General features: G+C 59.6%; 23 protein-coding genes. 13 read left to right on the top strand and 10 right to left on the bottom strand.

What is annotated here, in order from left to right; all coding sequences use genetic code 11:
- Positions 1-552 precede the first annotated feature (552 nt).
- From hydA to preA, 3 genes are all read left to right on the top strand, one after another.
- Positions 553-1,992, top strand: a complete 1,440-nt coding sequence (gene hydA / locus FQ182_RS17340) for a dihydropyrimidinase (RefSeq protein WP_149415038.1) — start codon at positions 553-555, stop codon at positions 1,990-1,992.
- Positions 1,993-2,133: 141 nt separating this feature from the next.
- Positions 2,134-3,501: an NAD(P)-dependent oxidoreductase gene (locus FQ182_RS17335; protein WP_149415039.1), complete on the top strand. Its 1,368-nt coding sequence runs from the start codon at positions 2,134-2,136 to the stop codon at positions 3,499-3,501.
- A complete protein-coding gene (preA, locus tag FQ182_RS17330; protein WP_149415040.1) occupies positions 3,502-4,776 on the top strand; it encodes an NAD-dependent dihydropyrimidine dehydrogenase subunit PreA in 1,275 nt (424 codons plus the stop codon).
- A gap of 81 nt (positions 4,777-4,857) precedes the next feature.
- On the opposite strand, the gene FQ182_RS17325 is transcribed toward preA, so the two are convergent.
- On the bottom strand, positions 4,858-5,478 hold the full coding sequence (locus FQ182_RS17325) for a TetR/AcrR family transcriptional regulator (protein ID WP_149415041.1): 621 nt from the start codon (positions 5,476-5,478) through the stop codon (positions 4,858-4,860).
- Between the two features lie 116 nt (positions 5,479-5,594).
- Here FQ182_RS17325 and copC point away from each other — a divergent pair, with 116 nt between their 5' ends.
- Together copC and copD are read left to right on the top strand one after the other, a co-directional pair.
- Positions 5,595-5,960, top strand: a complete 366-nt coding sequence (copC, locus tag FQ182_RS17320) for a copper homeostasis periplasmic binding protein CopC (protein WP_149415042.1) — start codon at positions 5,595-5,597, stop codon at positions 5,958-5,960.
- Positions 5,961-5,963: 3 nt separating this feature from the next.
- On the top strand, positions 5,964-6,821 hold the full coding sequence (gene copD / locus FQ182_RS17315; protein ID WP_149415043.1) for a copper homeostasis membrane protein CopD: 858 nt from the start codon (positions 5,964-5,966) through the stop codon (positions 6,819-6,821).
- A gap of 52 nt (positions 6,822-6,873) precedes the next feature.
- Here the strand turns inward: copD and FQ182_RS17310 are convergent, their stop codons facing one another.
- From FQ182_RS17310 to FQ182_RS30370, 5 genes are all read right to left on the bottom strand, one after another.
- On the bottom strand, positions 6,874-8,019 hold the full coding sequence (locus FQ182_RS17310) for an HlyD family secretion protein (protein ID WP_149415044.1): 1,146 nt from the start codon (positions 8,017-8,019) through the stop codon (positions 6,874-6,876).
- A complete protein-coding gene (locus tag FQ182_RS17305) occupies positions 8,016-9,674 on the bottom strand; it encodes an MFS transporter (RefSeq protein WP_149415045.1) in 1,659 nt (552 codons plus the stop codon). The genes FQ182_RS17310 and FQ182_RS17305 overlap by 4 nt, the downstream gene beginning before the upstream one ends.
- A gap of 195 nt (positions 9,675-9,869) precedes the next feature.
- Entirely contained in the window at positions 9,870-11,348 is a 1,479-nt protein-coding gene (locus FQ182_RS17300; protein WP_149415046.1) for a DASS family sodium-coupled anion symporter, read from the bottom strand.
- Positions 11,349-11,591: 243 nt separating this feature from the next.
- Entirely contained in the window at positions 11,592-12,398 is an 807-nt protein-coding gene (locus FQ182_RS17295; RefSeq protein ID WP_149415047.1) for a sulfite exporter TauE/SafE family protein, read from the bottom strand.
- 9 nt (positions 12,399-12,407) lie between these two features.
- Positions 12,408-12,542, bottom strand: coding sequence for a hypothetical protein (locus FQ182_RS30370; RefSeq protein WP_256666392.1), 135 nt, complete (start codon positions 12,540-12,542; stop codon positions 12,408-12,410).
- Between the two features lie 189 nt (positions 12,543-12,731).
- Here FQ182_RS30370 and FQ182_RS17290 point away from each other — a divergent pair, with 189 nt between their 5' ends.
- Positions 12,732-13,595, top strand: a complete 864-nt coding sequence (locus tag FQ182_RS17290) for an MBL fold metallo-hydrolase (RefSeq protein WP_149415048.1) — start codon at positions 12,732-12,734, stop codon at positions 13,593-13,595.
- Positions 13,596-13,610: 15 nt separating this feature from the next.
- On the opposite strand, the gene FQ182_RS17285 is transcribed toward FQ182_RS17290, so the two are convergent.
- From FQ182_RS17285 to FQ182_RS17275, 3 genes are all read right to left on the bottom strand, one after another.
- Complete coding sequence (locus FQ182_RS17285) at positions 13,611-14,822, bottom strand: HD-GYP domain-containing protein (RefSeq protein WP_149415049.1); 1,212 nt, start codon at positions 14,820-14,822, stop codon at positions 13,611-13,613.
- 18 nt (positions 14,823-14,840) lie between these two features.
- Positions 14,841-16,460: a methyl-accepting chemotaxis protein gene (locus FQ182_RS17280; RefSeq protein WP_371923893.1), complete on the bottom strand. Its 1,620-nt coding sequence runs from the start codon at positions 16,458-16,460 to the stop codon at positions 14,841-14,843.
- A gap of 479 nt (positions 16,461-16,939) precedes the next feature.
- Positions 16,940-17,431: an Lrp/AsnC family transcriptional regulator gene (locus FQ182_RS17275; RefSeq protein WP_133100380.1), complete on the bottom strand. Its 492-nt coding sequence runs from the start codon at positions 17,429-17,431 to the stop codon at positions 16,940-16,942.
- Between the two features lie 196 nt (positions 17,432-17,627).
- On the opposite strand from FQ182_RS17275, the gene FQ182_RS17270 reads away from it, so the two are divergent.
- From FQ182_RS17270 to FQ182_RS17250, 5 genes are all read left to right on the top strand, one after another.
- On the top strand, positions 17,628-18,863 hold the full coding sequence (locus FQ182_RS17270; protein ID WP_149415051.1) for a 3-methyl-2-oxobutanoate dehydrogenase (2-methylpropanoyl-transferring) subunit alpha: 1,236 nt from the start codon (positions 17,628-17,630) through the stop codon (positions 18,861-18,863).
- A gap of 1 nt (position 18,864) precedes the next feature.
- A complete protein-coding gene (locus tag FQ182_RS17265) occupies positions 18,865-19,923 on the top strand; it encodes an alpha-ketoacid dehydrogenase subunit beta (RefSeq protein WP_133100382.1) in 1,059 nt (352 codons plus the stop codon).
- Positions 19,924-21,204: a dihydrolipoamide acetyltransferase family protein gene (locus tag FQ182_RS17260; RefSeq protein WP_149415052.1), complete on the top strand. Its 1,281-nt coding sequence runs from the start codon at positions 19,924-19,926 to the stop codon at positions 21,202-21,204. It begins immediately after the preceding gene.
- 3 nt (positions 21,205-21,207) lie between these two features.
- Positions 21,208-22,587: a dihydrolipoyl dehydrogenase gene (gene lpdA, locus FQ182_RS17255; protein WP_149494036.1), complete on the top strand. Its 1,380-nt coding sequence runs from the start codon at positions 21,208-21,210 to the stop codon at positions 22,585-22,587.
- Positions 22,588-22,690: 103 nt separating this feature from the next.
- Positions 22,691-23,710, top strand: coding sequence for a branched-chain amino acid aminotransferase (locus tag FQ182_RS17250; RefSeq protein WP_149413076.1), 1,020 nt, complete (start codon positions 22,691-22,693; stop codon positions 23,708-23,710).
- Between the two features lie 50 nt (positions 23,711-23,760).
- On the opposite strand, the gene FQ182_RS17245 is transcribed toward FQ182_RS17250, so the two are convergent.
- Positions 23,761-24,648: a GNAT family acetyltransferase gene (locus FQ182_RS17245; RefSeq protein ID WP_149413077.1), complete on the bottom strand. Its 888-nt coding sequence runs from the start codon at positions 24,646-24,648 to the stop codon at positions 23,761-23,763.
- A 209-nt stretch (positions 24,649-24,857) separates the two neighbouring features.
- Here FQ182_RS17245 and ctlX point away from each other — a divergent pair, with 209 nt between their 5' ends.
- Together ctlX and FQ182_RS17235 are read left to right on the top strand one after the other, a co-directional pair.
- Entirely contained in the window at positions 24,858-25,799 is a 942-nt protein-coding gene (ctlX, locus tag FQ182_RS17240) for a citrulline utilization hydrolase CtlX (RefSeq protein ID WP_149413078.1), read from the top strand.
- Positions 25,796-26,842, top strand: coding sequence for an ornithine cyclodeaminase (locus FQ182_RS17235; protein ID WP_149413079.1), 1,047 nt, complete (start codon positions 25,796-25,798; stop codon positions 26,840-26,842). Before ctlX ends, FQ182_RS17235 begins: the two co-directional genes overlap by 4 nt.
- Positions 26,843-26,934 lie beyond the last annotated feature (92 nt).

Below are 26,934 nucleotides of genomic sequence, written 5' to 3'. Positions count from 1 at the left end.
GTAAGCGCTTCGACTTCAAATGCCCAATCGAAGTTATGGGCGAGGTGATGCAGAAGGCCATGGCTATGCGGCATGATGCTCCAGCTTCAATTCAATGACCGTGTTGCACTCAGCTCCTGCAACCGCCAGCTTTATTGTTTCGACCGATCAAGCCCTCGGTACTTGCAGCGTTACTCAGGCCAAATAATGCGCAAGTTGCCCGAACCATCAGGACTCAATCTGGTGCAACACAATTATTTTTATTTCCCGCCCCCGTCAAGAGGCATGTCTCAAGCGTCTGATTTGCAATAAGAAATGTTGCTCATATTGGGAACCTGTCAAGTGCGTCAAAATGGTGAGAGGACGCTACATTTTGGTGATTTTTATTTATTATCCTTATAAATCAACAATCTAATAAACGTATAAGCTTATAAAAAATATTCTTGCTCATTCTAAAAACTCGGGCTAATTTCTATTCCTGTCACCGCTGACAGGAATTAACCTTCCCAGCGGCGCGATGCACTACAACACTTAGAACTGGCATAAGCCGGTCAAGCCCGTGAGGAACTCGGCATGTCTCTGTTGATCCGTGGCGCCACCGTTATTACCCATGATGAAAGTTACCGAGCCGATGTCTTGTGCCTTGAGGGTCTAATCCGCGCTATTGGCACTGATCTGGATATTCCCGCTGGCACCCAGATACTCGACGGCAGCGGCCAATACCTGATGCCCGGCGGCATCGATCCCCATACCCATATGCAACTGCCCTTCATGGGCACCGTGGCCAGTGAAGACTTTTTCAGTGGTACGGCGGCAGGCCTGGCGGGCGGAACAACATCGATCATCGACTTTGTGATTCCCAACCCCCAGCAATCCTTGATGGACGCCTTTCACCAGTGGCGTGGCTGGGCGGAAAAATCAGCGGCCGACTACGGTTTTCACGTTGCCATCACCTGGTGGAGCGAGCAGGTGCGCGAAGAAATGGCCGAGTTGGTCAGCCATCACGGCATCAACAGCTTCAAGCATTTCATGGCTTACAAGAACGCGATCATGGCCGCCGACGACACCCTGGTGGCCAGCTTCGAACGCTGCCTGGAACTGGGCGCGGTGCCGACGGTGCATGCCGAAAACGGCGAGCTGGTCTATCACTTGCAGCGCAAGTTGATGGCCCAAGGTATCACCGGTCCCGAGGCCCATCCATTGTCCCGGCCTTCGCAGGTAGAAGGCGAAGCCGCCAGCCGCGCCATTCGCATCGCTGAAACCATCGGTACGCCGTTGTACCTGGTACACGTCTCGACCAAAGAGGCACTGGACGAAATCACCTACGCCCGCAGCAAGGGCCAACCGGTCTACGGCGAAGTCCTGGCCGGGCATTTGCTGCTGGACGACAGCGTCTACCAGCACCCCGACTGGCAAACCGCCGCCGGCTACGTGATGAGCCCGCCCTTCCGCCCGCGCGGGCATCAGGAAGCGTTATGGCATGGCCTGCAATCGGGCAACCTGCACACCACCGCCACCGACCATTGCTGCTTTTGCGCCGAGCAAAAAGCCGCTGGCCGGGACGATTTCAGCAAGATCCCCAACGGCACCGCCGGTATCGAAGACCGCATGGCGCTGTTGTGGGACGAAGGGGTCAACACCGGGCGGTTGTCGATGCAGGAGTTCGTAGCGCTGACCTCCACCAACACCGCGAAAATCTTCAACCTCTACCCGCGCAAAGGTGCGATCCGTGTCGGTGCCGATGCCGACCTGGTGCTCTGGGACCCCGAAGGCACACGGACCATTTCCGCCAAGACCCACCACCAGCAGGTGGACTTCAACATCTTCGAAGGCAAGACCGTGCGCGGCGTGCCCAGCCATACCATCAGCCAGGGCAAGTTGGTCTGGGTTGATGGCGATTTAAGAGCTGAGCGCGGTGCCGGACGTTATGTCGAACGGCCGGCGTATCCGTCGGTGTTCGAGCAGTTGAGCAAGCGGGCTGAGCATTCCAGGCCAGTGGCTGTAAAACGCTGAAAGCGGCCTTCGGCCTATCGCGGGCAAGCCCGGCTCCCACATTTGAAATGCATTCCCCTGTGGGGCTTGGCTTGCCTGCAATAGCGTCCGCCCAGGCAACAAAAACAATGCCCGTTAGAGGCAAACCGTGAGGCCAATACCGTGATCCAGACCCTGAACCATCTTCCACACCCCCACGAAGATGCGGCCGCCCTCGCCGCCCATTTCACCGACCTGGCGCCGCCGCTCAACGCCCGGCAAGCGCAATTGGAAGCCTCGCGCTGCCTTTACTGCTATGACGCACCGTGCGTCAACGCGTGCCCCAGCGAGATCGATATCCCGTCGTTCATTCGCAATATCCACACGGAAAACGTCCAGGGCGCGGCGCAGAAAATTCTCTCGGCCAACATCCTCGGCGGCAGTTGTGCCCGAGTGTGCCCGACGGAAATTCTCTGCCAGCAAGCCTGCGTGCGCAACAACGCCGAAGAGTGCGCCCCGGTGCTGATCGGCCTGCTGCAGCGTTATGCCGTCGACAATGCACACTTCAGCGAGCATCCGTTTCAACGTGCCGCGCCCACCGGCAAGCGCATCGCCGTGGTCGGCGCAGGGCCAGCGGGTTTGTCCTGCGCCCATCGCAGCGCCCTGCACGGCCATGACGTGGTGATTTTCGAAGCACGGGAAAAGGCTGGCGGCCTCAATGAATACGGGATCGCCAAGTACAAGCTGGTGGACGACTTCGCCCAGAAGGAACTGGACTTCCTCCTGCAAATCGGCGGCATCGAAATTCGCCACGGCCAGCGCTTGGGCGACAACCTGACCTTGAGTGAATTGCACCAGCAATTCGACGCGGTGTTCCTCGGCCTGGGTCTTGCCGCCAGTAAACAATTGGGCCTACCTCACGAAGATGCGCCAGGCCTGGTCGCCGCCACCGACTATATCCGTGAACTGCGCCAGGCCGATGACCTCAGCCTACTGCCCTTGGCCGACCGCTGCATCGTCCTTGGCGCCGGCAACACCGCCATCGACATGGCCGTGCAAATGGCCCGCCTCGGCGCCCGCGACGTCAATCTGGTGTACCGCCGTGGCTTGAGCGAAATGGGCGCCACCGGCCATGAGCAAGACATCGCCAAGGCCAATCAGGTGCGCCTGCTGACGTGGGCCCAACCGGAGGAAATTTTGTTGGATGATCAGGGCCATGTGCGCGGCATGCGCTTTGCTCGCACACGCATGGAAAATGGTCGCCTGCAGCCTACAGGCGAAACCTTCGAACTGGCCGCCGACGCCATCTTCAAGGCTATCGGCCAAGGTTTCGACGACGAGGCTCTGCACGATCCACTGGCCCACCAACTGCAACGCCAGGGCGACCGCATCTTCGTCGACGAACAGCTGCGCACCAGCATCCCCGGCGTGTATGCCGGCGGTGACTGCGTCAGCCTCGGCCAGGACCTTACCGTCCAGGCCGTCCAGCACGGCAAGTTGGCCGCCGAGGCCATGCACGCCCAACTCATGCTCAACGTGGAGGCTGCGTAAATGGCCGATCTCTCGATTGTCTTCGCCGGTATCAAAGCCCCCAATCCATTCTGGCTGGCCTCCGCGCCGCCCACCGACAAGGCCTACAACGTGGTCCGCGCCTTCGAAGCCGGCTGGGGTGGCGTGGTCTGGAAAACCCTTGGTGAGGACCCGGCGGCGGTCAACGTCTCGTCCCGTTACTCGGCGCACTATGGCGCCAACCGAGAAGTGCTGGGCATCAACAACATTGAGCTGATCACCGACCGTTCCCTGGAGATCAATCTGCGGGAAATCACCCAGGTGAAAAAAGACTGGCCGGATCGCGCCCTGATCGTGTCGTTGATGGTGCCGTGCGTCGAAGAGTCCTGGAAACACATCCTGCCCCTGGTGGAAGCCACCGGCTGCGACGGCATCGAGCTGAACTTCGGCTGCCCCCACGGCATGCCGGAACGGGGTATGGGCGCGGCGGTGGGCCAGGTACCGGAGTACGTGGAAAAGGTGACGCGCTGGTGCAAGACCTATTGCTCGCTGCCGGTGATCGTCAAGCTCACACCCAACATCACGGACATCCGCATCGCTGCCCGTGCGGCTTATCGCGGTGGTGCCGATGCGGTGTCGCTGATCAACACCATCAACTCCATCACCAGCGTCGACCTGGAACGCATGGTCGCCTTGCCGATGGTCGGCACCCAAAGCACCCACGGCGGCTACTGCGGTTCAGCGGTCAAGCCGATAGCCCTGAACATGGTCGCAGAAATCGCCCGCGACCCGCAGACCCAGGGCTTGCCCATCTGCGGGATTGGCGGCATTGGCAATTGGCGCGATGCGGCGGAGTTCGTCGCCATGGGCTGCGGCGCAGTGCAAGTGTGCACAGCAGCGATGCTCCATGGTTTTCGGATCGTCGAAGAAATGAAGGATGGGCTGTCGCGGTGGATGGACAGCCAGGGTTACGCCAATTTGCAGGAATTTTCCGGGCGGGCGGTGGGCAATACCACCGACTGGAAGTACCTGGACATCAACTATCAGGTGATTGCCAAGATTGATCAGGCAGCGTGTATTGGTTGTGGGCGCTGCCATATCGCTTGCGAAGACACCTCACACCAGGCCATTGCCAGCCTCAAAATGGCGGATGGGACGCATAAATACGAAGTGATTGATGATGAGTGCGTGGGTTGCAATTTGTGCCAGATCACCTGCCCGGTGGCCGATTGCATTGAGATGGTACCGGTAGATACGGGCAAGCCATTTCTCAACTGGACGCAAGACCCAAGGAATCCCTATCGGGAGTCGGTGTAATAACCTGACCTTCATCGGTGCCTGATAGACACCGTTATCGCGGGCTTGCCCGCGATGAGGCCGGCGCTAATACCACAAGGCTCAAGGCTCCAACCCAATCCCCCGTAAAATCACACTGGTCACCGTCTGCACCGCCCTTTCAAACTGCATGTCCGACAGCGGCGCGTGGTCGTTCAAAATCATCACCTGATGATCAAAGTCAGCATAGTGTTGGGTCGACGCCCAGATCATGTACAGCAGGCTCGACGGCTCCACCGGCAAGATGCGTTTGTCTTCCACCCATTGGCGAATTTTCGCCTCCTTCATCTTGGCCCAGTCGTACAGGCTGGCGTCCAGCGCCTCACCGAGGGTCGGGGCACCGTGGATGATTTCGTTGGCCCAGACTTTCGAGCCATAGGGGCGACTGCGCGAATGCTGCATCTTGGCGCGGATGTAACTGCTGAGCACTACGCGGGGGTCATCGAACATCTCAAAGCACAGCGCGTCCTGCTTCCACACTTCCAGCAGGTCAAACAGCACCGCGCTGTACAGCTCACTTTTGGTGCTGAAGTAGTAATGCAGATTGGAGCGTGGCAGTTGCACTTCTTCGGCGATATCGGCCATGGCGGTGCTGCCATAGCCCTTTTCGGCGAAGACCTTTTCAGCCGCCAGCAGAATCTTTTCGACGTTAACACGACGAATACCGATCTTGTGATTGCCCATAAGGGCTCCCTGACAACAACATGTCCCAGAGACTACCATCCGCTCTAGATCGGGGCGACAGGCCAAGCCGAAACTTCGTACACTGCTGCTCCTTTCCAGTTGATGGGTATTGAACAATGTTGATCAAGAAAACCCTCACCACCGTGGCCCTGCTCGCGTCCTTGCTGGGTGCCTCGGCGGCATTTGCCCACGCGCACCTAAAAAGCGCTACACCCGCAGCCGACAGCACTGTCGCCGCGCCGAAGGACGTGCGACTGACCTTTAGCGAAGGCATCGAAGCCACCTTCACCAACGTCTCGCTGAGCAAGGACGGCACCGAAGTGGCGGTCAAGGGCCTGGAAACCCCGGACGCCGACAAGAAAGTCCTGGTGGTGACACCCGCTGCCCCCTTGGCCGCCGGCACCTACAAGGTCGAGTGGCACGCTGTGTCGGTCGACACCCACAAAAGCGAAGGCCGCTACAGCTTCAAGGTCGGCCAATAATCCATGGCTACGCTGCTGGTTCTGTGCCGTTTCCTGCATTTCATCGTCGTGCTGTTGATGTTCGGGGCCTGTGCATTCAGGCCCTGGCTGCTGGGCGCGAAACCGCAGCCGGTGCTGGACCGACAACTGACACGCATCACCCGTCTGCTGGCCTGGCTGGCCCTGGTTTCCGGGGTCGCCTGGCTATTGCTGATCACCGCCAGCATCGCGGGCTCCTGGCCAGCGGCGCTAGAGCTGTCGACCGTGCAGTTGGTATTGGGCAAAACCTTCTTCGGTCAGGTCTGGGCCTGGCACCTGCTGCTGAATGTTTTGCTGGCACTCAGTTTCATGATGCCCTGGACCGCCCTGCGCCTGCCGTTGAGCGCGCTGCTGCTGGCAACCCTGGCGCCGGTAGGCCATGGCGCCATGCTCGACGGTATCAGTGGGCAATTGTTGATCCTTAATCAAGTGGTGCATTTGGTCTGTGTCAGCGCCTGGCTCGGCGGTTTACTGATGCTGGTGTTGATCCTCAGGCAATCTGCACACCCTCCACTGGAGCCAATCCTCAGACGCTTCAGCGGTGTTGGTTATGGCATGGTGGCGGGCTTGCTGGTGACCGGTTTGATCAATGTTCGCGTCCTCACCGGGCAGTTCTGGCCGACGCCGCTGTTCACCGGCTTTGCCTTGATTCTGTTGGTCAAAGTGCTGCTGGTGGCCGCAATGCTGGGGCTGGCGCTACTGAACCGACTGCGCATAAACAACTGCGAGCAGCGGCTGGGCACGCTGAAAGCCAGCGTGCTACTGGAATGGCTACTGGGTGTGGCGGCCGTTGCGGCGGTTTCCCTGCTCGGCACCCTGCCCCCCATGGTCATGGCCGGATGAAACGGTGCTGCTTGTCGACGCCGCGGTGGGTTAACCAACATTTCTTCGCAGCTTAGGGAGGTGTGTTCTGGAGCCTTCCCGCCGTATCAATACTCACCACCACCGACAACCCCGGCCGCAAGCGCTCGCTCTGCTCCTGATCCGGGTCGACGGTAATCCTCACCGGCACCCGCTGGGCGATCTTGACGAAGTTGCCCGTGGCATTGTCCGCCTGCAACAAGCTGAACTCAGAACCGGTGGCCGGGGAAATACGCTGCACCGTGCCGTGAAATTTGCGGTGGTTCAGGGCATCAACGGTAAAGGTCACCGGCTGGCCCACTTGCACATTGTCCATTTGGGTTTCTTTCATATTGGCAATCACCCACAACTGGTTCGGCACCAGGGCCATCAACTGCGCGCCGGAGTTAACGTAAGCACCGAGGCGCACGCCAATCGGCCCCAGTTGCCCGTCGCGCGGGGCAACCACGCGGGTGTTGGACAGGTCGATGCGCGCCAGCTCCACCGCCGCATCGGCACTGGCCACGGCGGCCTCCAATGAACCGCGATTAACGATCACCGTCTGCAAGTCCTGGCGGGCGATTTCCAGGCTGGCCTGGGCCTGGGCCACGGCAGCGATGGTTTGCGCGCTGGCGGCGCGGGTCACGTCCAGCTCGCGTTTGGACACTGAGCCGTCGCTGATCAACTCTTCATTGCGGCGCAGGTCGGCGGTGCTTTTGCGGGCCTGGGCCTGGCTGTCGACCAAGGCGGCTTGCCGCAACTTGATGGTCGCCTCGGCGCTGTTGCGTTGCTGCACCACATTGGCCAGAGACGCCTGTTGCACCGCCAATTGCGCCAGGGCCTGGTCCAGGCGTTGCTTGTAGATGCGGTCGTCCAGGCGCACCAGCAAATCCCCGGCCTTGACGAACTGGAAGTCCTGCACCGGCACTTCATACACATAACCGCTGAGCTGCGGCCCGATGATCGTCACCTGGCCACGCACCAGGGCGTTTTCGGTGGTCTCCACGGCGCTGCTGAACGGCGGCAACTGCCAGGCATAGAGCACGATCAACACCCCGACGATGGCAATCGCGGCAAAGCCCAGGGACGAGATGATCCGCACCCACAATGAACGTGGTTCGGTGGCCGCAATACTGGGCGGGGCGCTGTCTTGCGGGGTGGAAGCAATGGCGTTGGTAGTCGTAGTCGTCGGTTCGGTCATGAAGAAAGTGCACCGCTAGGTTGAACGGGAGGCGCTGCACTTACGGCAGCTTTGGTGGTACTCATCAGCCACAGGCTGTGGATAAAAATCCAGATCATGGTCAGTACCGCGATCACCGCAATCAGCATGAACACGTCGTTATAAGCCATGACATTGGCTTCACGGGTGGCCGCCGTGGCCAGACTGCGAATGCCCATCAGGTTGCGCAGTTCCGGATCGGCGAACACCGAACCGTAAGCCGAGCCGCCGCTCTGCACCCGTGCGGCCACCCGAGGGTCCATCAAGGTCAGGTGCTCGACAATCATGCTGGAGTGAAACTTCTCCCGCACGATCTGAAAGGTGCCGAGCAACGCTGCGCCAATCAGCCCGCCAAGGTTCTGGCAAATCCCGAATAGCACCGAGAAACTCACCAGGTTGCTGGGGTTAGTCAACACGTTGCGCACGCCCAGGACCATGGTCGGGCCAAGAAAGAACGTGCCGCCGAAGCCTAACAGGAACTGGCTGATGTACATGTTCTGCGGTCGGGTCAGGTTGCTGGAGAAACTGTCGATCACTGATCCGGTGGCCATCAGCGCCAGGGAAATGACCAGCGGCATCAGCAAATGGGCCGGGTTGATGGTCAGCGCGCTGGTGGCTAAACCGGCAATCGCCCCCACCAGCATCACCAGATACAGGGTGCGCATCTGCTCGCTGCCCATGTTCAGCGCCTGCAAAAGGCCCACGGCGCCGGTGGACTGCTCCGAGAGCACCATGCGGATAAGGATCACCGCCAACGCCAGGCGAATCATTACCCCGCTGCCCAGCCAGCGGGTCATCAGCATCGGGTTGGCGCGGTTATGCTCGATAGCCAGGCCGGCCATGATCAACACCAGCGAACAGGCCGATGCGATGCCGATCCACGGTGCTTCCAGCCACCAGTCAATCCTGCCCAGGGACAGCACCGCACACAGCAACGCCACGCCGGTAGACAGCAGGGCGAAGGTGAGGAAGTCGAGTTTCTCAAAGGTCTTGAGGCGATCACCCTGCGGCAATTTGAGCAGGAACACGCAGCCCAGGCAGGTCAGCGCCATGCCCAGTTCAAACAGGTACAGCCCGCGCCATTCGGCGATTTGCAGCAAGTCTTCGGAGAACAGCCGAGCCAATGGCAAGGCCAATTGCGAGGTGCCCAAGCCCAGCACCAGGGCCTTGAGCCGCCACTTTGCCGGAAACGCCTGGATCATGTAGTACAAGCCCAGGGAACTGAGCGCCGCACCGACCATGCCGTGGGCCGCCCGCACGGCAATGGCGGAGCTTAAGTCGTTGACGAACAAGTGGCCGAAGGTCACCAGCGCATACAGCACCAGGAACACCTCGGTAAACGCCCGCAGGCCAAACTGCTGGCGAAACTTCACCAGCAGCAGGTTCATCGAGACGTTGGTCATCACATAGGCGGCGGGCAGCCAGGCCATTTCGGCGGTGGTCGCACCCAATGCGCCTTGTAGGTAAGTCAGGTTGGCGATTACCAGGGAGTTGCCCAGGCCGCCAGTGATTGCCACCAATAGGCCGACCAGGGCATAAGCCCAGCGTTTGCGGGTGGAGTGCAACGGCGTAGACGGCGAACCCGGTAGGGCCGGACGCTCGTGGGGCTGCCAGGTGCGCGGGGTGTACTTATCCATTCGGTGACCTTGATGACCGTGCCGCAACGCGCCGCACGGTAAAAACCTCTGCAAAGGGACTCGTAAACCTGAGCAGGGTTCATCTTGCCATGAAGGCAGGTCAACCTTGTAGCATTCTCATTCTGCGTGGCTGACCTCAACGGTCAGGCATTACTGCCTGTTCTGCGCGACAGCCATGGCAACGCTCCTTGTGCTTCAGATCCAGCCCAGCCAACGCCACCATGTGGCGGCGAACACCAGCATCAACAGGTAACCGATCAAGGTCACCAGCAACCCAACCTTGGCAAACTGCCGGGCGGTAAAGGTCCCGGTGCCCAGGCACACCATATTCTGCGGTGCGTTGATCGGCAGGATGAAGCCATAGCTGACGACGAATCCCAGTAGCATGGTCATGCCCAACCGGTTGATATCTCCCGGCAGGGTTTGCAACACCGCAATCAGGATCGGCAACAACGCCGAAGTCAGCGCCGTGGCACTGGCAAACCCCAGGTGGATCACGATCAAGAACGCCCCAAGAATGGCAAACACCCCCAGCGGTCCCAGTTGATCAAGCCCGGTATGCCCTACCACCTGCGCGCCCAACCATTGCCCGGCATGGGTAGTCAGCAGCGCCGTACCGAGGCTGATGCCCACGCCAAACACAATCACCGTGCCCCACGGGATGCGCGGCTGCACATCTTTCCAGGTCATCACCCCGATTCCCGGCAGCAGCAAAAACACCAGCCCGACGTAGGTGGTCGAGGTGGTATCAAAACTGTGTAGCCGCCCTTCCGTGGCCCAGGCCAGCAACAGCAGCACCGACACCGTCAGCAGACGTTTTTGCGGGCCGGTCATAGGCCCGATGTCCGCCAGGGACTGCGCCACCGCTTCCTTGCCGCCGGGAATGCTGTCGCTTTCCGGTGGCAGCAGTTTCAACACCAGAAACAGCAGCACCGCCGACATGATCACGGCCCACGGCGCACCGGCGATCAGCCAGTCGATCCACGACACCCGCTGGCCGAGCATCTTGTCCATGAAACCGACGGTCAGCAGGTTTTGCGCGGCTGCGGTTTGGATGCCAACGTTCCAGATGCTGGTGCCCTGGGCGACGACGATCATGATCCCGGCGGCGATGTTGGAACGCTTGTCGACACCAAAGGCGGCGATCACGCCCATCATGATCGGCACCACACAGGCGCTGCGGGCGGTGGCGCTGGGCACCACCAGGCTGAGCAGGATGGTCACGGCAATCGCCCCCACCAGAATCCCTCGGGTACTGGTGCCGACGCGGGTCAAGGTCACCAGGGCGATGCGCCGATCCAGACCGGTGTGGGTCATGGCAGCGGCGATAAACAGCGCGCCGGCCACCAGGGCCAGGGCCGGGTTGGAAAAGCCGGTCAGGGCCATGCCGATGGCCGAGCTGGAGCCGATCAGGTGAGTGGGGTCCTGCATCGACGGCGCGGTGCCCAGCAGAAAAGCCATGAGCGAGGTGATCATGATCGCACTGGCCTCGTAGGACACCGCTTCGCTGATCCACACCACCACCGCAAACACGAGGATCGCCAGCATCCGATGCCCGGCCACCGGCAAGTCGGCAGGCAGCGGCAACAGCAGCACGCCGACCATCACCAGCACGGCGATGACCAGGCCCATGGGCAGCTTGTATGAGACTGCAGGTGTTACAGGGGCGCCCATGGCGATCTCCATCAGCCAAAATATTCTGGCCAGGAGCATGAGGCAAAGCGTCGCAACATGCCTTGACGGGTATCAAAGGGAAACCGATTGCCCGAGGGGGCGCAGTTAAGAATGTGTGTGCTGGTTTGCCTGCGATCGTAGTGGATCAGCAATTCCTGGCGACTGATATACCGTGGGCCCTCAAGTTTCTCGCCAGCACGAGCTAGGCCAGGTCACCCTCGCTCCTGCAGTGAATGTGCGGTGTTAGATGAAGGCTCTGGACAGCATGCCGACGGCAACCAAAAAGCATAGGCTGGCGAAACCCACTTGCAGGGTTCTGGCCTGAATCAGCGAACAAAGGCGCCGCCCCACAATCATCCCGACGATGCTGGAGACGATAAACACCCAGCCCACGGAGTCGATGGTGACACCGGCATGAAACGCGCCGACCACGCCGATCAGGGAAATCAGGCTGATCACCATCAACGACGTGGCGACAATGCCGCGCATCTGCACATCGGTCAGTTGCTTGAATGCCGGCACAATCAGAAACCCGCCGCCAACACCGAGCAAACCCGACACGGCACCGGTCACCGCGCCCAAGGCTGCCAGGGTGGCGGTACACTTGGCGGTCCAGGAGAAGCGCCCGGTCTGTTGATTGAGCATGCAGTTCTTCTGGCCCCAGGAAGCGGCGCCATGGTCACTGGGCCCCGCCTCGACCTTCTCGCGCCGCAACATGCGCCAGGCCACCAGCACCATCAGCGCGCTGAACAGGCCCATCAGAATTTTGTCCGACAGTTGATGGGCCAGGAACACCCCCAGCGGCGAAAACAGCGCCCCCAGCAAGGCGATCAGCAGCGCCGCGCGGTAGCGCACCAGGCCATGGCGCAAACCATCTATGGCCCCGACAGCGGCAGCCGCGCCCACGGCGAACAACGACACGGGCGCTGCTTGGGTCATGGTCAAGCCAAGCCCCAGCACCAGGGCCGGGACGCCGATAATTCCACCGCCGGCGCCGGTCAAGCCCATCACCAACCCCATGATCACGCCAAAAAAACTTGCCAGTAGCATAGGGTTCTCTCAATCCACCTTGGCCAAACGGGTCAGCCATTCGCGGCCCTTGAGCAGGCTGGCCAGCAAGCCGATACCCGCGGAACCGCCGCCGATGACAACGATATCGCCACTGATGGTCGGTCCCCAGTGTTGGTCGTTCATGGTTTTTGGCCTTTTTTAGTCAATGCACGCAAGGGTCGTTGCCGTATGGCATCACGCCCTGCTGTTTGCCACCACGATGCCATCCTTTGCCTCGAGTCCTTTAATTCACTTAAGCTCGCAAGGTTATGTGGAAAACACCATGAATGTAAGCCGCGATTTCCCGGCCCCCAGCCACTCAGGACGACCGTTATGTCAGCGTTGATTCAATCCTTTCTGGACGAGGCATCGTCGACCTACACCTATGTCGTCTATGGACAAGACGGTGGCCAGTGCGCCATCGTCGACTCGGTGCTCAACTATGACCCAGCCTCGGGGCGCACCGGCACGGCCCAGGCCGACCAGGTGATTGCCTTCGTGGGCGAGCACCGCTTGCAGGTGCAATGGCTGCTGGAGACCCACGCCCACGCCGATCACCTGTCCGCCGCACCCTATCTGCGCCGACAACTGGGGGGCAAGATCGCCATCGGCAAGTCCATCACCAAGGTACAGGGCGTATTCAAGAACCTGTTCAACCTGGAACCGGAGTTCCGTGTCGACGGTTCGCAATTCGATCATCTGTTCGCCCCGGATGAGGTGTTCCACATTGGCAACCTCAAGGCCCTTGCCCTGCATGTGCCAGGGCATACGCCGGCGGACATGGCCTACCTGATCGACGATCAATTGATCCTGGTGGGCGACACGCTGTTCATGCCCGATGTCGGCACGGCGCGCTGTGACTTTCCCGGCGGCGACGCACGCCAGCTCTACGCCTCGATGCGCAAGTTGCTGGCCTTCGCGCCGCAAACGCGTCTATATGTCTGCCACGACTACCCGCCCGAAGGCAGGGCCGCTAAATGCCTGACGACGATTGCCGAGCAGCGGGCCGGGAATATTCATGTGCATGACGGGGTGGATGAGGCGGCGTTTGTGACAATGCGTACCCAGCGTGATGCGGGCCTGGGTATGCCGACGCTGTTGCTGCCGGCGATTCAGGTCAATGTGCGGGCGGGAAATATGCCGCCAGCGGAGGAGAATGGGGTGGTGTATTTGAAGATCCCGTTGAATCAGCTTTAAGGCGGCGCATAAGGCCTAGCCAAAATAGGATGTCTTAGGCTGGGCGAGCCCCGACCACAACTCGTCGACATGTTTGAATCCCCACTCCTCAGCGGACTCCCGGCCGATGATCTTGTCGCGCTGTTCGGCTAGATTCACCACCGCCTGAACAATCGGCAAGCGAGAGCGCGCCGAAAAAAACACGTTGACCACCGGCGTGAGCAAGGACTTGGGGTTTTGCTCTATTACCACGCCAATACGACCACTCTCCAGGCGGACCAGAGCACCAACGGGGTAGATCCCCACACACCGAACAAACGCCTGGAACACCCTCTCGTCAAAATGGCCTTTCCACTCAGCCATTTTCTGAATCGCGTCGGCCGGCCCCCAGCCGCGCTTGTAGGGACGCTCTGAAGTGATCGCATCGTAGACATCACACACAGCGCCCATCTGCGCAAACAGGCTGATCTGATCCTGGACGAGGCCGTGGGGATAGCCGCTGCCGTTGCATTTCTCGTGGTGATGCAGACAGACATCCAGCACCAATGCACTGATATGCGGGCAGTTGCGCAACATTTTCGCGCCCTCCACCGGGTGACTGCGCATGATGTCGAACTCCGCCTCAGTCAGCGCCCCAGCCTTGTTCAAAATGCACTCCGGGATGGCCATTTTCCCGACATCATGGAACAAGCCCGCCAGGCCCGCCTCCTGGACCAGCGCAGGCGAGAGGCTCAATTGCCGGGCCAGCGCGATCATCAATCCACTGACGGCAACCGAATGCATGTAGGTGTATTCATCAGACTTTTTCAAACGGGCCAGGCTAATCAATGCATGGGGATGGCGTAGCACCGACTGGGATATTTCCTCGACCAGGCTGGCCACTCGGGTTAACTCAACCGCCCTGCCCATGCGCAAATCACTGAACATCTCGATGACCGCGCCTTTGGCGACAGCGCACACCTTGACCGCGCGCGCCACCTCAGCCTTCATTTCCATATGGGGGGAAGCCACCGGGCGTTTCAAGGCAGGTGGTTTATGTACGGCCTGTAGGCCCTGCGGTTTCAGGTCGCAACCTTTCTCGGTGTCAATCCAGACACCCTGGACCTGTGATGCCAACAAGCGCTGTAAATCTTCATTGCGGTTGAGCAAAAAACTGCTCTTCCAAAAAGCATGATCGATCCATGAACCATCAAGCTTATGGATGTGCATACCCAGAGTCACCTGCGACGCAGGAATGCATTTCAACATACGTCATACCCCAATCAACTAACTCACGGAAAACTTTGAAACGATCTGCTTAAGATCCACCGCAAGCTTGGACAGTTCATTGCTGGCAATGGATGTCTGACCGGCGGCAGAAGAGCTCTGAATAGAAAGATCCCTGATGCTGATGAGGTTCTGATCAACGGAACGAGCCACATGGGCCTGCTCCTCCGATGCGGTCGCAATCAGCAGATTTCTTTCATTGATATCAGAGATGGCTTGGGTGATTTGGGTAATGGCGGCGCCTGCTTCATGGGCGATCTTTAACGAGTCCACGGCTTCACTGCGGTTCAACTCCATGGACAACACCGCCTCACTGGAGCAGCTCTGGATTTTCGCAATCATCTGTTCAATTTCGTGGGTAGAGGTTTGCGTTCTGTGGGCCAGCGCCCTGACTTCGTCGGCCACGACAGCAAAGCCGCGCCCCTGCTCTCCGGCCCTGGCCGCCTCGATCGCCGCATTCAAGGCAAGCAAGTTGGTTTGTTCGGCAATGGAACGGATAACCTCGACCACCTTGGCGATATCCTGGGCCTGCTTGGCGAGCCCTTCGACTTCCAGCCCGGTTTGCTGAACCGTTGCGCTCAACTTTTCAATCGAGGCAATGGTCTGGGCAACACGGTTCTGACCCACTTTTGCCGAGCGCTGGGAGTCTTGAGTCGATTGGGAAGCCGAGACAGCATTTCTGGCCACTTCCTCTACCGCCGCAGTCATCTCATTGACTGCCGTAGCGGCCTGATCAGTTTCCATACTTTGTCGCTCAATGCCTGCACTTGACTCTTTGGTGATCGAACTCATCTCCTCCGCCGCCGAGGCCAGTTGCCCCGAAGCTTCGGAGATATGCTGCAAGGTGCTTTTCAGGTTCATTTGCATGGCCGCCGTAGACTGCTGCAGATCCGTCAACTCGTCCTTGCCACTGATATTAATGGCGACACGCAGGTCGCCTTGGGCAATCTTGGCCGTCGCCGCCAATAACTCCTTGACCGGCGTGATAATGCTTTTGGTGAACAGGTGCGCCACCACGACCGTCAACAAGACCGAGACCACCATCAGCACAATGGTAAGCAGGCGGGCGGCATCAAACTCATCGGAGGCCGTACCCACGGCGATTTGCGCACCGTTTTGGTTTATAGCCACCAGTTCACCGATCCACGATTGAAGTTTTAACGCCACGGGACTGGCCTGGTCGCGGATAAACACGTTGATATCATTTATCGAACGAGATGCATCCATGGTCACCAGCTCATCAACCTTGAGGTTATAACTCTGGACGCCTTTCACTATGTCTTCGTACTTGTTTTTCTCCTGCGGACTTGAAACAAATTTTGAGTACTTCTCTGTCACGTCAACCAATACGTTCCTCGCATCCTTGATCGCGTCAGTGGAGTCCCCACTCAACCTATTGTTTTCCATCGCAAATCGACGCAGCTCCAGCCGAAGGTTTAGTAATGCGCTTTCTATTTTTCCTGCCTGGCTAATACTGGGAAGCCAATTAGTTTCAATCGCGACCGTCGAGGCATAAATCTTGTCAGCTTTTACCAGCGTCAGGCCCCCTTGTATCAATAGCAAAAGACAGACAACGCCAAAACACAAAGTGGTGCGCAAGTTCAGCCTTATCAATCGCATTGACATAACAACTCCCGATTTCCTTAGCTCTGCGGACCTTGCGCCCTGTGCAGAAGCTGTCAGATATCACTTTATTTAGAGGCGAGTGAAAAAAACGTAACGCTAAGCGGTTATTTTTGTTAAAGCCAAAAATACCGTGTGAGCGTACAACCAAAACACCACCTGACACACTATTGAAAGTGCTCAATATGGAGCTTTATTTAATAAGAGGGCGCAATGCAAGTTGACCAGCGAAATCATAAAGCGCACGGCAGACTAAATCTTGACGCGCCATGACTATAAATTCTTGCTTAAAGCTGGAGTTTAGCAGGTGCACCAGCGAGCGCAGGGAAAACCGATCTTATAATGTAAAGTATCGACAGTGATAGAGCGTATCGGGGGTCATCCGCACTTGTTGCCATCTAAACGAATAGACTGGAGGGAAACTTCACCTTATAACGCAGCGACGACGCCCCCCCGTCGCTGGTCAAGGCTGGCGCTTACGGCTTGCTCAACATCAGGCCATCTGGCGGCAACGGCAGCGCCGTCTTGTAGCGCACCTGCTTGAGCGCGAAGCTGGAGCGGATATTCGCCACGCCGGGCACCTTGGTCAGAAAGTCCATCATGAAGCGCTCCAACGACTGGATGGTCGGCACCAATACCCGAATCAAATAGTCGGGATCGCCGGCCATCAAATAGCACTCCATCACCTCCGGCCGATCAGAAATCGCCCCTTCGAACTGCTGCAACGCCTCCTCGTTCTGCTTTTCCAGGCTGACATGGATGAACACATTGACGTGCAGCCCCAGCAAATCGGCGTCCAGCAGCGTCACCTGGTCGCGAATAAGCCCCAGCTCTTCCATGGCCTTGACCCGGTTAAAGCACGGCGTGGGTGACAGGTTGACCGAGCGGGCAAGGTCGGCGTTGGTGATGCGGGCGTTCTCCTGGAGGCTGTTGAGAATCCCGATATCGATACGGTCCAGCTTACGCATGAGACAAAACCACCTGTTTATTATGTTTATGCAGTTTTTTTATCCTCAAATGAACTGAAGCGCAACGAAACAGAGAGAAATATTCTCCTACGCCCAGCCTATGATTGTTGTAGGACAAGATTTCTTCTACCCGAAGACTGACTGTCAGCTAAGCGCGCCCACTACAAGAAATTCACAAGATCGAGCGTAGAAAGCCATGAACCAGCAATACGAACCGCTGCGCCTGCACGTTCCCGAGCCTTCCGGCCGTCCAGGCTGCAAAACTGACTTTACCTACCTGCGTCTGACCGATGCCGGTACGGTGCGCAAACCCGCCATTGACGTTGAACCCGCCGACACCGCCGACTTGGCCAAGGGCCTGATCCGCGTGCTCGACGATCAGGGCCAGGCCCTTGGCCCATGGGCTGAAGGCGTACCCGTCGAAATCCTGCGCAAGGGCATGCGTGCCATGCTCAAGACGCGGATCTTCGACAACCGCATGGTGGTCGCCCAGCGTCAGAAAAAAATGTCGTTCTACATGCAAAGCCTTGGCGAAGAAGCCATCGGCAGCGCCCAGGCCCTGGCCTTGAATATTGACGACATGTGCTTCCCCACCTACCGCCAGCAAAGCATCCTGATGGCCCGCGAAGTGCCGCTGGTGGACCTGATCTGCCAACTGCTGTCCAACGAGCGCGACCCGCTCAAGGGCCGTCAGTTGCCGATCATGTACTCGGTGCGCGAAGCCGGCTTCTTCACCATTTCCGGCAACCTGGCGACCCAATTTGTACAGGGCGTGGGCTGGGGCATGGCCTCGGCGATCAAGGGCGATACCAAGATTGCCTCGGCCTGGATCGGTGATGGCGCCACAGCTGAATCAGACTTCCACACCGCCCTCACCTTCGCCCACGTCTATCGGGCGCCGGTGATTCTCAACGTGGTGAATAACCAGTGGGCGATCTCCACCTTCCAGGCCATCGCCGGCGGTGAAGCCACCACCTTTGCCGGACGCGGCGTGGGTTGCGGGATTGCCTCCCTGCGGGTAGACGGCAACGACTTTATCGCGGTGTACGCCGCCTCCGCCTGGGCCGCCGAGCGCGCCCGGCGCAACCTGGGGCCGACCCTGATCGAATGGGTCACCTACCGCGCCGGCCCCCACTCCACCTCCGATGATCCGTCCAAGTACCGTCCCGCCGACGACTGGAGCCACTTCCCCCTGGGCGATCCGATCCTGCGCCTCAAGCAGCACTTGATCCGTATCGGCCAGTGGTCCGAAGAGGAACACGCTGCCGTCAGCGCGGAACTGGAAGCCGAAGTGATCAAGGCCCAGAAAGAAGCCGAACAGTACGGCACCCTCGCCGGCGGCCAGATTCCAAGCGCCGCGACCATGTTCGAAGACGTCTATAAAGAGATGCCGGAGCACTTGAAGCGCCAGCGTCAAGAGTTGGGGGTCTGACATGAACGATCACAACAACACTATCGAGCTGGAAACCGCCATGACCACCACCACCATGACCATGATCCAGGCCCTGCGCTCGGCCATGGATGTGATGCTTGAGCGTGACGACAATGTCGTGGTGTTCGGCCAGGACGTCGGCTATTTCGGCGGCGTGTTCCGTTGCACTGAAGGCCTGCAAAACAAGTACGGCACCTCGCGGGTGTTCGACGCGCCGATCTCGGAAAGCGGCATCGTCGGTGTCGCTGTGGGCATGGGTGCCTATGGCCTGCGCCCGGTAGCGGAAATCCAGTTCGCCGACTACGTCTACCCGGCTTCCGACCAGATCATTTCCGAAGCGGCGCGCCTGCGTTATCGCTCGGCCGGCCAGTTCACCGCACCGATGACCCTGCGCATGCCTTGCGGCGGCGGCATCTACGGCGGCCAGACCCACAGCCAGAGTATTGAAGCGGTGTTCACCCAGGTCTGCGGCCTGCGCACGGTGATGCCATCCAACCCTTACGACGCCAAGGGCCTGCTGATCGCCTCCATCGAAAACGATGACCCGGTGATCTTTCTCGAACCCAAGCGCCTGTACAACGGCCCGTTCGACGGCCACCACGACCGCCCGGTAACCCCGTGGTCGAAACACCCCGCCGCGCAAGTCCCGGATGGTTACTACACCGTGCCGCTGGACGTCGCCGCCATCACTCGTCCGGGCTCGGAGGTAACCATCCTGACCTACGGCACCACGGTGTATGTGTCGCAAGTGGCTGCTGAAGAAAGCGGCATTGATGCCGAAGTCATCGACCTGCGAAGCCTGTGGCCGCTGGACCTGGAAACCATCGTCAACTCGGTGAAGAAAACCCGTCGTTGCGTGATTGTCCACGAAGCCACCCGCACCTGCGGTTTCGGCGCTGAATTGGTGGCGCTGGTTCAGGAACATTGCTTCCACTACCTGGAAGCGCCTATCGAGCGCGTCACCGGTTGGGATACCCCGTATCCCCACGCGCAAGAGTGGGCGTACTTCCCTGGTCCGTCCCGTGTGGGCGCGGCTTTGCATCGGGTTATGGAGGTCTGAATGGGCACGCACGTTATCAAGATGCCGGACATTGGCGAAGGCATCGCAGAAGTTGAACTATCGGTCTGGTACGTCAAGGTTGGCGATCTGGTGGTAGAGGATCAGGTGCTGGCGGACGTGATGACCGACAAGGCGATGGTGGATATTCCCTCGCCGGTCCATGGCAAGGTGATATCCCTGGGCGGTGAGCCGGGTGAAGTGATGGCGGTGGGCAGCATTCTGATCAGTATTGAAGTGGAAGGCGCAGGCAATACCAAGGAGTCGGCGTTGTCGTCTGTGGTAGAGGAAGCGGAAGCGGAAGCGGCACCTGTACCTGCGCCGAAGGTCGAAGCCAAGGCCCCGGCCATTGAAAGCAAACCAGCGACCAAGCCGGTCGTTGCTCAAGCCCCGGTAGCCCGTGATGCCGACGAGCGTCCGTTGGCCTCCCCAGCCGTGCGCAAGCATGCGCTGGATGCAGGTATTCAACTACGCCTGGTCCAGGGCTCCGGCCCAGCCGGGCGGATTTTGCATGAAGACCTTGAGGCGTATTTGCTGCAGGGTCCGGCAAAAAGTTCGGCAGCATCCAACCCTTACGCCGAACGCAATGACGAACAGCAAATCCCGGTGATCGGCATGCGCCGCAAGATCGCCCAGCGCATGCAGGACGCCACCCGGCGTGCCGCGCATTTCAGCTACGTGGAAGAGATCGACGTCACTGCCCTCGACGAGTTGCGGGTACACCTCAATGAAAAACACGGCGCCACCCGCGGCAAGCTGACCTTGCTGCCGTTTCTGGTGCGGGCCATGGTCGTGGCGTTGCGGGACTTCCCGCAGATCAACGCGCGTTACGACGATGAAGCCCAGATCATCACTCGCCTGGGCGCGGTGCATGTCGGCGTCGCCACCCAAAGCGATATCGGCCTGATGGTTCCGGTGGTGCGTCACGCCGAGTCCCGCAGCCTGTGGGGCAATGCCGAAGAGATCACCCGCCTGGCCGCCGCCGCGCGCAATGGCAAGGCCAGCCGTGACGAGCTGTCGGGCTCGACCATCACGTTGACCAGCCTCGGCGCCTTGGGCGGGATTGTCAGCACACCGGTGCTGAACCTGCCGGAAGTAGCCATCGTCGGCGTCAACCGCATCGTTGAGCGACCCATGGTGATCAAGGGGCAGATCGTGATCCGCAAGATGATGAACCTCTCCAGCTCCTTCGATCACCGGGTGGTCGATGGCATGGACGCGGCGCAATTCATCCAGGCCATCCGTGGCCTGCTCGAACAACCCGCCAGCCTGTTTCTGGAGTAAGGCATGTCTCAATCATTAAATACCACACTGCTGATTATCGGCGGCGGCCCTGGCGGTTACGTGGCGGCGATTCGTGCCGGCCAACTGGGCATCCCGACCATTCTGGTGGAGGGCCAGTCGCTGGGCGGTACCTGCCTGAATATCGGCTGCATTCCGTCCAAGGCACTGATTCACGTTGCCGAACAGTTCCAGCAAACCGTGCACCACAGCCAGGGTTCCCACCTAGGGATCGAGGTCGACGTACCCACCCTGGACATCGGCAAAAGCGTGGCGTGGAAAGACGGCATCGTTGACCGCCTGACCACCGGTGTTGCCGCGCTGCTGAAGAAACACAAGGTGCAGGTCATCCAAGGCTGGGCCAAGGTCATCGATGGCAAGACTGTGGACGTTGGCGACCAGCGCATCCAGTGCGAGCACCTGTTGCTGGCCACCGGTTCGAAAAGCGTCAACCTGCCAATGTTGCCAATTGGCGGGCCAATCATCTCTTCCACCGAGGCCTTGGCGCCGACGAAAGTACCCAGGCGCCTGATCGTGGTCGGCGGTGGTTACATCGGGCTGGAGCTGGGGATTGCCTATCGCAAGTTGGGTTGTGACGTCAGCGTGGTTGAGGCTCAGGACCGTATCCTGCCTGCCTACGACGCCGAGTTGACGCAACCGGTAGCCGAATCCCTCAAGCATCTGGGGGTCAAGCTGTACCTGAAACACAGCGTCACCGGCTTTGAACACAACACCCTGCAAGTACGTGATCCCAACGGCGACACCCTGTCCCTGGAAACCGACCAGGTGCTAGTGGCCGTCGGTCGAAAACCCAATACCCAGGGCTGGAACCTGGAAGCGTTGAACCTGGACATGAACGGCTCGGCGATCAAGATCGACAGCCGCTGCCAGACCAGCATGCGCAATGTCTGGGCCATTGGCGACCTGAGCGGCGAGCCGATGCTGGCGCACCGCGCGATGGCCCAGGGCGAGATGGTCGCAGAGCTGATCAGCGGTAAAACTCGCGAATTCAACCCGGCGGCAATCCCGGCAGTGTGCTTTACCGATCCAGAACTGGTGGTGGTCGGCAAGACCCCAGATGAGGCTAAAGCCGCTGGCCTGGACTGCATCGTCGCAAGCTTCCCGTTTGCCGCCAATGGCCGCGCCATGACCCTGGAGTCGAAAACCGGCTTCGTGCGGGTGGTGGCGCGGCGCGACAATCACCTGATTGTCGGTTGGCAGGCGGTGGGTGTCGGTGTGTCCGAGCTGTCCACGGCCTTTGGCCTGTGCCTGGAAATGGGCTCACGCCTGGAAGACGTGGCGGGCACCATCCACGCCCACCCGACCTTGGGTGAAGCGGTGCAGGAAGCGGCGTTGCGGGCCTTGGGGCACGCGTTGCACCTTTGAAGGGGGTGCGAATGCACCGGGTAATGAAGTATTGTTGCGCCCATCCAGAAATAAACCACACGCCTGCCTTCGACCAGGCGGTTGACAAGAGATAGAGGGTGTCATGGGTAACGAAAGCATCAATTGGGACAAGCTGGGTTTTGACTACATCAAGACCGACAAGCGTTTTCTCCAGCACTGGCGTAATGGCGAGTGGGAAAAAGGCACCCTGACCGAAGATAACGTGCTGCACATCAGCGAGGGCTCCACCGCCCTGCACTACGGCCAGCAATGCTTCGAAGGCATGAAGGCCTATCGCTGCAAGGACGGTTCGATCAACCTGTTCCGCCCGGACCAGAACGCCCTGCGCATGCAACGCAGCTGCGCACGCCTGCTGATGCCACAAGTGCCGACTGAAGACTTTATCGAAGCCTGCAAGGAAGTGGTCCGCGCCAACGAGCGTTTCATTCCGCCGTACGGCACCGGCGGTGCGTTGTACCTGCGTCCGTTCGTGATCGGTACCGGTGACAACATCGGTGTGCGCACTGCGCCCGAGTTCATCTTCTCGATCTTCTGCATCCCGGTGGGCGCCTACTTCAAGGGCGGCCTGACCCCGCACAACTTTCTGATTTCCGGCTACGACCGTGCAGCACCAAACGGCACTGGCGCGGCCAAGGTCGGCGGCAACTACGCCGCGAGCCTGATGCCGGGCTCCCAGGCGAAAAAGGCCAACTTTGCCGATTGCATCTACCTGGACCCGCAAACCCACTCGAAGATCGAGGAAGTCGGTTCGGCCAATTTCTTCGGGATTACCCACGACAACACGTTCGTCACCCCGAACTCGCCGTCGGTATTGCCAGGCATCACCCGCCTGTCGCTGATCGAACTGGCCAAGTCCCGCCTGGGTCTGAAAGTGGTCGAAGGCGATGTGTTCGTCGACAAGCTGTCGGACTTCAAGGAAGCCGGCGCCTGCGGTACAGCGGCGGTGATCACGCCCATCGGCGGCATCGAATACAAAGACAAGCTGCACGTGTTCTACAGCGAAAAAGACGTCGGCCCGGTGACCCAGAAGCTCTATAAAGAGCTGACCGGTGTGCAATCGGGTGATGTTGAAGCGCCTGAGGGTTGGATCGTCAAGGTTTGATCCTGCACCGGCTTTAAACAAGAAACCCGCCTATTTGGCGGGTTTCTTGTTTATTCGGGGATGTTTTCCGGGATCTTCTTGCCCATGCTTATCCGCGGCTGCGCCCCGTAGCCCAGCGCCTCGTAAAAACCCACTACCGCATCATTGCCGCCAGTGATCTGCAGGTTGATCTTCATGCAGCCCAAGGCCGTTAATGCCTGCTCGGCATGCCGTACCAACGAGGCGCCCAAGCCTTGCCGGCGATAGTCGGGATGCACTGCCACCGAATACAACCAGCCGCGATGCCCGTCATAACCGGCGAGGATGGTGCCAATCACGGCTTTCTTGTCCGTAGCCACAAAAAACAACCCGTCGTTGACCGCCAGTTTTTTATCAATGACCAGGGTCGGCAGGTTGTGCGCCGCGTCATAACCAAAGGCCGCCTGCCACAGCGCTACCACCTGCGCACGGTGTGGGCGGTCGCGGTAGGGGCCAATGGGATGGCGTGACGACAATGCCTTCTCCATCACCAGGGTGCGTTCGTTACCGTGGTAGACGTCGCGCACAGTAATGAAGCCTAACTTGATATAGAACAATTCGGCAGTCAGTGAGGAGGGTACATTCAATACCGTCACTCCGGCCTCGCGGGCACGCAGTTCGATTTCGATCATCAGTAGGCGGCCGATGCCCTGGCCTTGCAACGTCGGATTGACGAACACCGAACGCACCACATTAGCGTCGAGTGCGGCGGTGGCGACGATCACTTGATCCTGGATCGCCACCAAGACGGTTCGGCGCTTAAGCAATTGCAGCACCGCGTCGGGAGTAAAGTTGCTCGCCACCCGCGCAATCACGTCAGCCGGGTAATCCTGGGCGTTGCTGTCGTGCAGGGCCGCGAGAATGACTTGGCTTATGCCTTCAGCATCGACGGTTTGGGCAAGACGAACTTCGGTTGGCATGATTTCCCCTTCTTGACACCCATATTGTAGCGTGCAGCAGCATCGAAATTTTTACCGAAAAAGATGCCACGCCCACTCTAGCAGCCGATTTCGCTGCAAAACCCCGCTTTTCAGCTTTCCCGGCTGAGTCACGCCCCTACTTCAACCGGGATTCTGTCTCCATAGCGCACAAAATAGCTTTACTGCCCAACCCATGGACCCGTGCCCCCATGCAAACCACTAACACCGTTCTGATGATCCGCCCGGCACGCTTTGCCTTCAACCCGGACACCGCGATCAACAACCGCTTCCAGCAAGCTCCCCTGGACCCCCACAGCGCACAGCAGAAAGCGCTGGAAGAATTCGACGGCTATGTCAACACCCTGCGCCAGCACGGTGTGGAAGTGCTGGTGGTGCAAGATACCCTCGCGCCCCACACCCCGGATTCGATCTTCCCCAACAACTGGTGGAGCAGCCACGCCGACGGTAGCCTGGTGCTGTACCCGATGGAGGGCCAGAACCGTCGCCTGGAACGCAGCAAAGGCGTGCTGCAAGTACTGGAGCAACGCTTTGCCATCCACGACACCATCGATTTCAGCCACCTCGAAGAACAGAACATGTTCCTCGAAGGCACCGGCAGCATGGTCCTCGACCGCCAGCACCGCATCAGCTACGCCTGCCACTCAGGGCGTACTCACTCCGATGCCTTGCGCCAGTTTGCCGAACGCTTGAACTACCAGGTCTGCGTGTTTCACGCCGTCGACCGCCACCACGCACCGATCTACCACAGCAACGTGATGATGAGCGTGGGCCGCAACCTTGCCGTGGCCTGCCTGCAAGCGCTGCCTGAAGAGCACGAACGCCTGGCCCTGGAACACTCCCTGCGCGACACTGGCAAGGACATTCTGGCCCTGGACTTCGACCAGCTGGAAGCCTTCGCCGGCAACATGCTGGAAGTCCACGACCGCCACGGCCAGCCGCTGCTGGTGATGTCCGCCAGCGCCTGGCACTCCCTCAAGCCCACCCAGCGCCAGCACGTGGAACGCCACACCCGACCGGTGGTGGTGAACATCGACAACATCGAGCGCATCGGCGGCGGCAGTGCCCGCTGTATGTTGGCGGAAGTGCATCTGCCAACCCGTCCCTCATACCAACAAGGAGTCTTCCCATGACCCGTTATATCGACGTCAACGACCTCAGCTATCTGGTTTCGCAAAAAGGTCTGCTGACCTGCATCGCCGAGATGGCCGAGTACATTCGCGCCGACTACCTGCGCTGGCACGACTTTGAAAAATGCGCACGCCTGGCCAACCACTCGCCGGAAGGTGTGATCGAGTTGATGCCGGTTTCGGACGCCTCGCTGTACGCCTTCAAGTACGTCAACGGCCATCCGAAAAACACCCAGAGCGGCATGCTCACCGTCATGGCCTTCGGCGCCCTCGGCGATGTCGACACCGGCAAGCCGGTGCTGCTCAGCGAAATGACCCTGACCACCGCGATCCGCACCGCCGCCACCTCGGCGCTGGTGGCACGCTACCTGGCCCGGGAAGACAGCCGCAGCATGGCGTTGATCGGCAACGGTTCCCAGAGCGAGTTCCAGGCCCTGGCCTTTCACTCGATGCTGGGCATCAATGAAATCCGCCTGTTCGATATCGACGCCAAGGCCACCGCCAAGCTGGCGAACAACCTCAAGGCCTTCCCGGCGATCAACGTGATCCTGGCCAGCAGCGTGGCTGACGCCGTACGCGGTGCCGACATCGTCACCACTGTCACCGCAGACAAGGCCTACGCCACGATCCTCACTGACGAGATGATCGAGCCCGGCATGCACCTCAATGCCGTCGGTGGCGACTGCCCCGGCAAGACCGAACTGGACCGACGAATCGTCGAGCGTGCGCGGGTGATCGTCGAGTACGAACCGCAAAGCCGCATCGAAGGCGAAATCCAGCAAATGCCGCAAGATTCCCCGGTGACTGAACTGTGGCAAGTCATCAACGGCCAAGTGGCTGGCCGGGAAAATCCGCGCCAGGTCACGCTGTTCGACTCGGTGGGTTTTGCAATCGAAGACTACTCGGCCCTGCGGTACGTACTGGACGTGGCCAAGGCCCTGGACGTAGGCAGCGAACTGGTACTGGTTCCCGATCTGGCCGATCCCAAGGACCTGTTTGCACGGCTTGCACAGCAGCCGGCCGCACAGCAGAAAAAACACGCCTGAGACCGCTCTGGCCTGCCGCTTTGTGTAAGGGGTAGGCTGGAAAAAGTTGACCCACAAGCCGATTTAACGGGTATTTCAGCCGATTGCGCCGC

The organism is Pseudomonas sp. ANT_H4 (genome assembly GCF_008369295.1).
Taxonomy (GTDB): Bacteria; Pseudomonadota; Gammaproteobacteria; order Pseudomonadales; family Pseudomonadaceae; genus Aquipseudomonas.
This window is presented reverse-complemented; position numbering and strand designations above follow the sequence as displayed.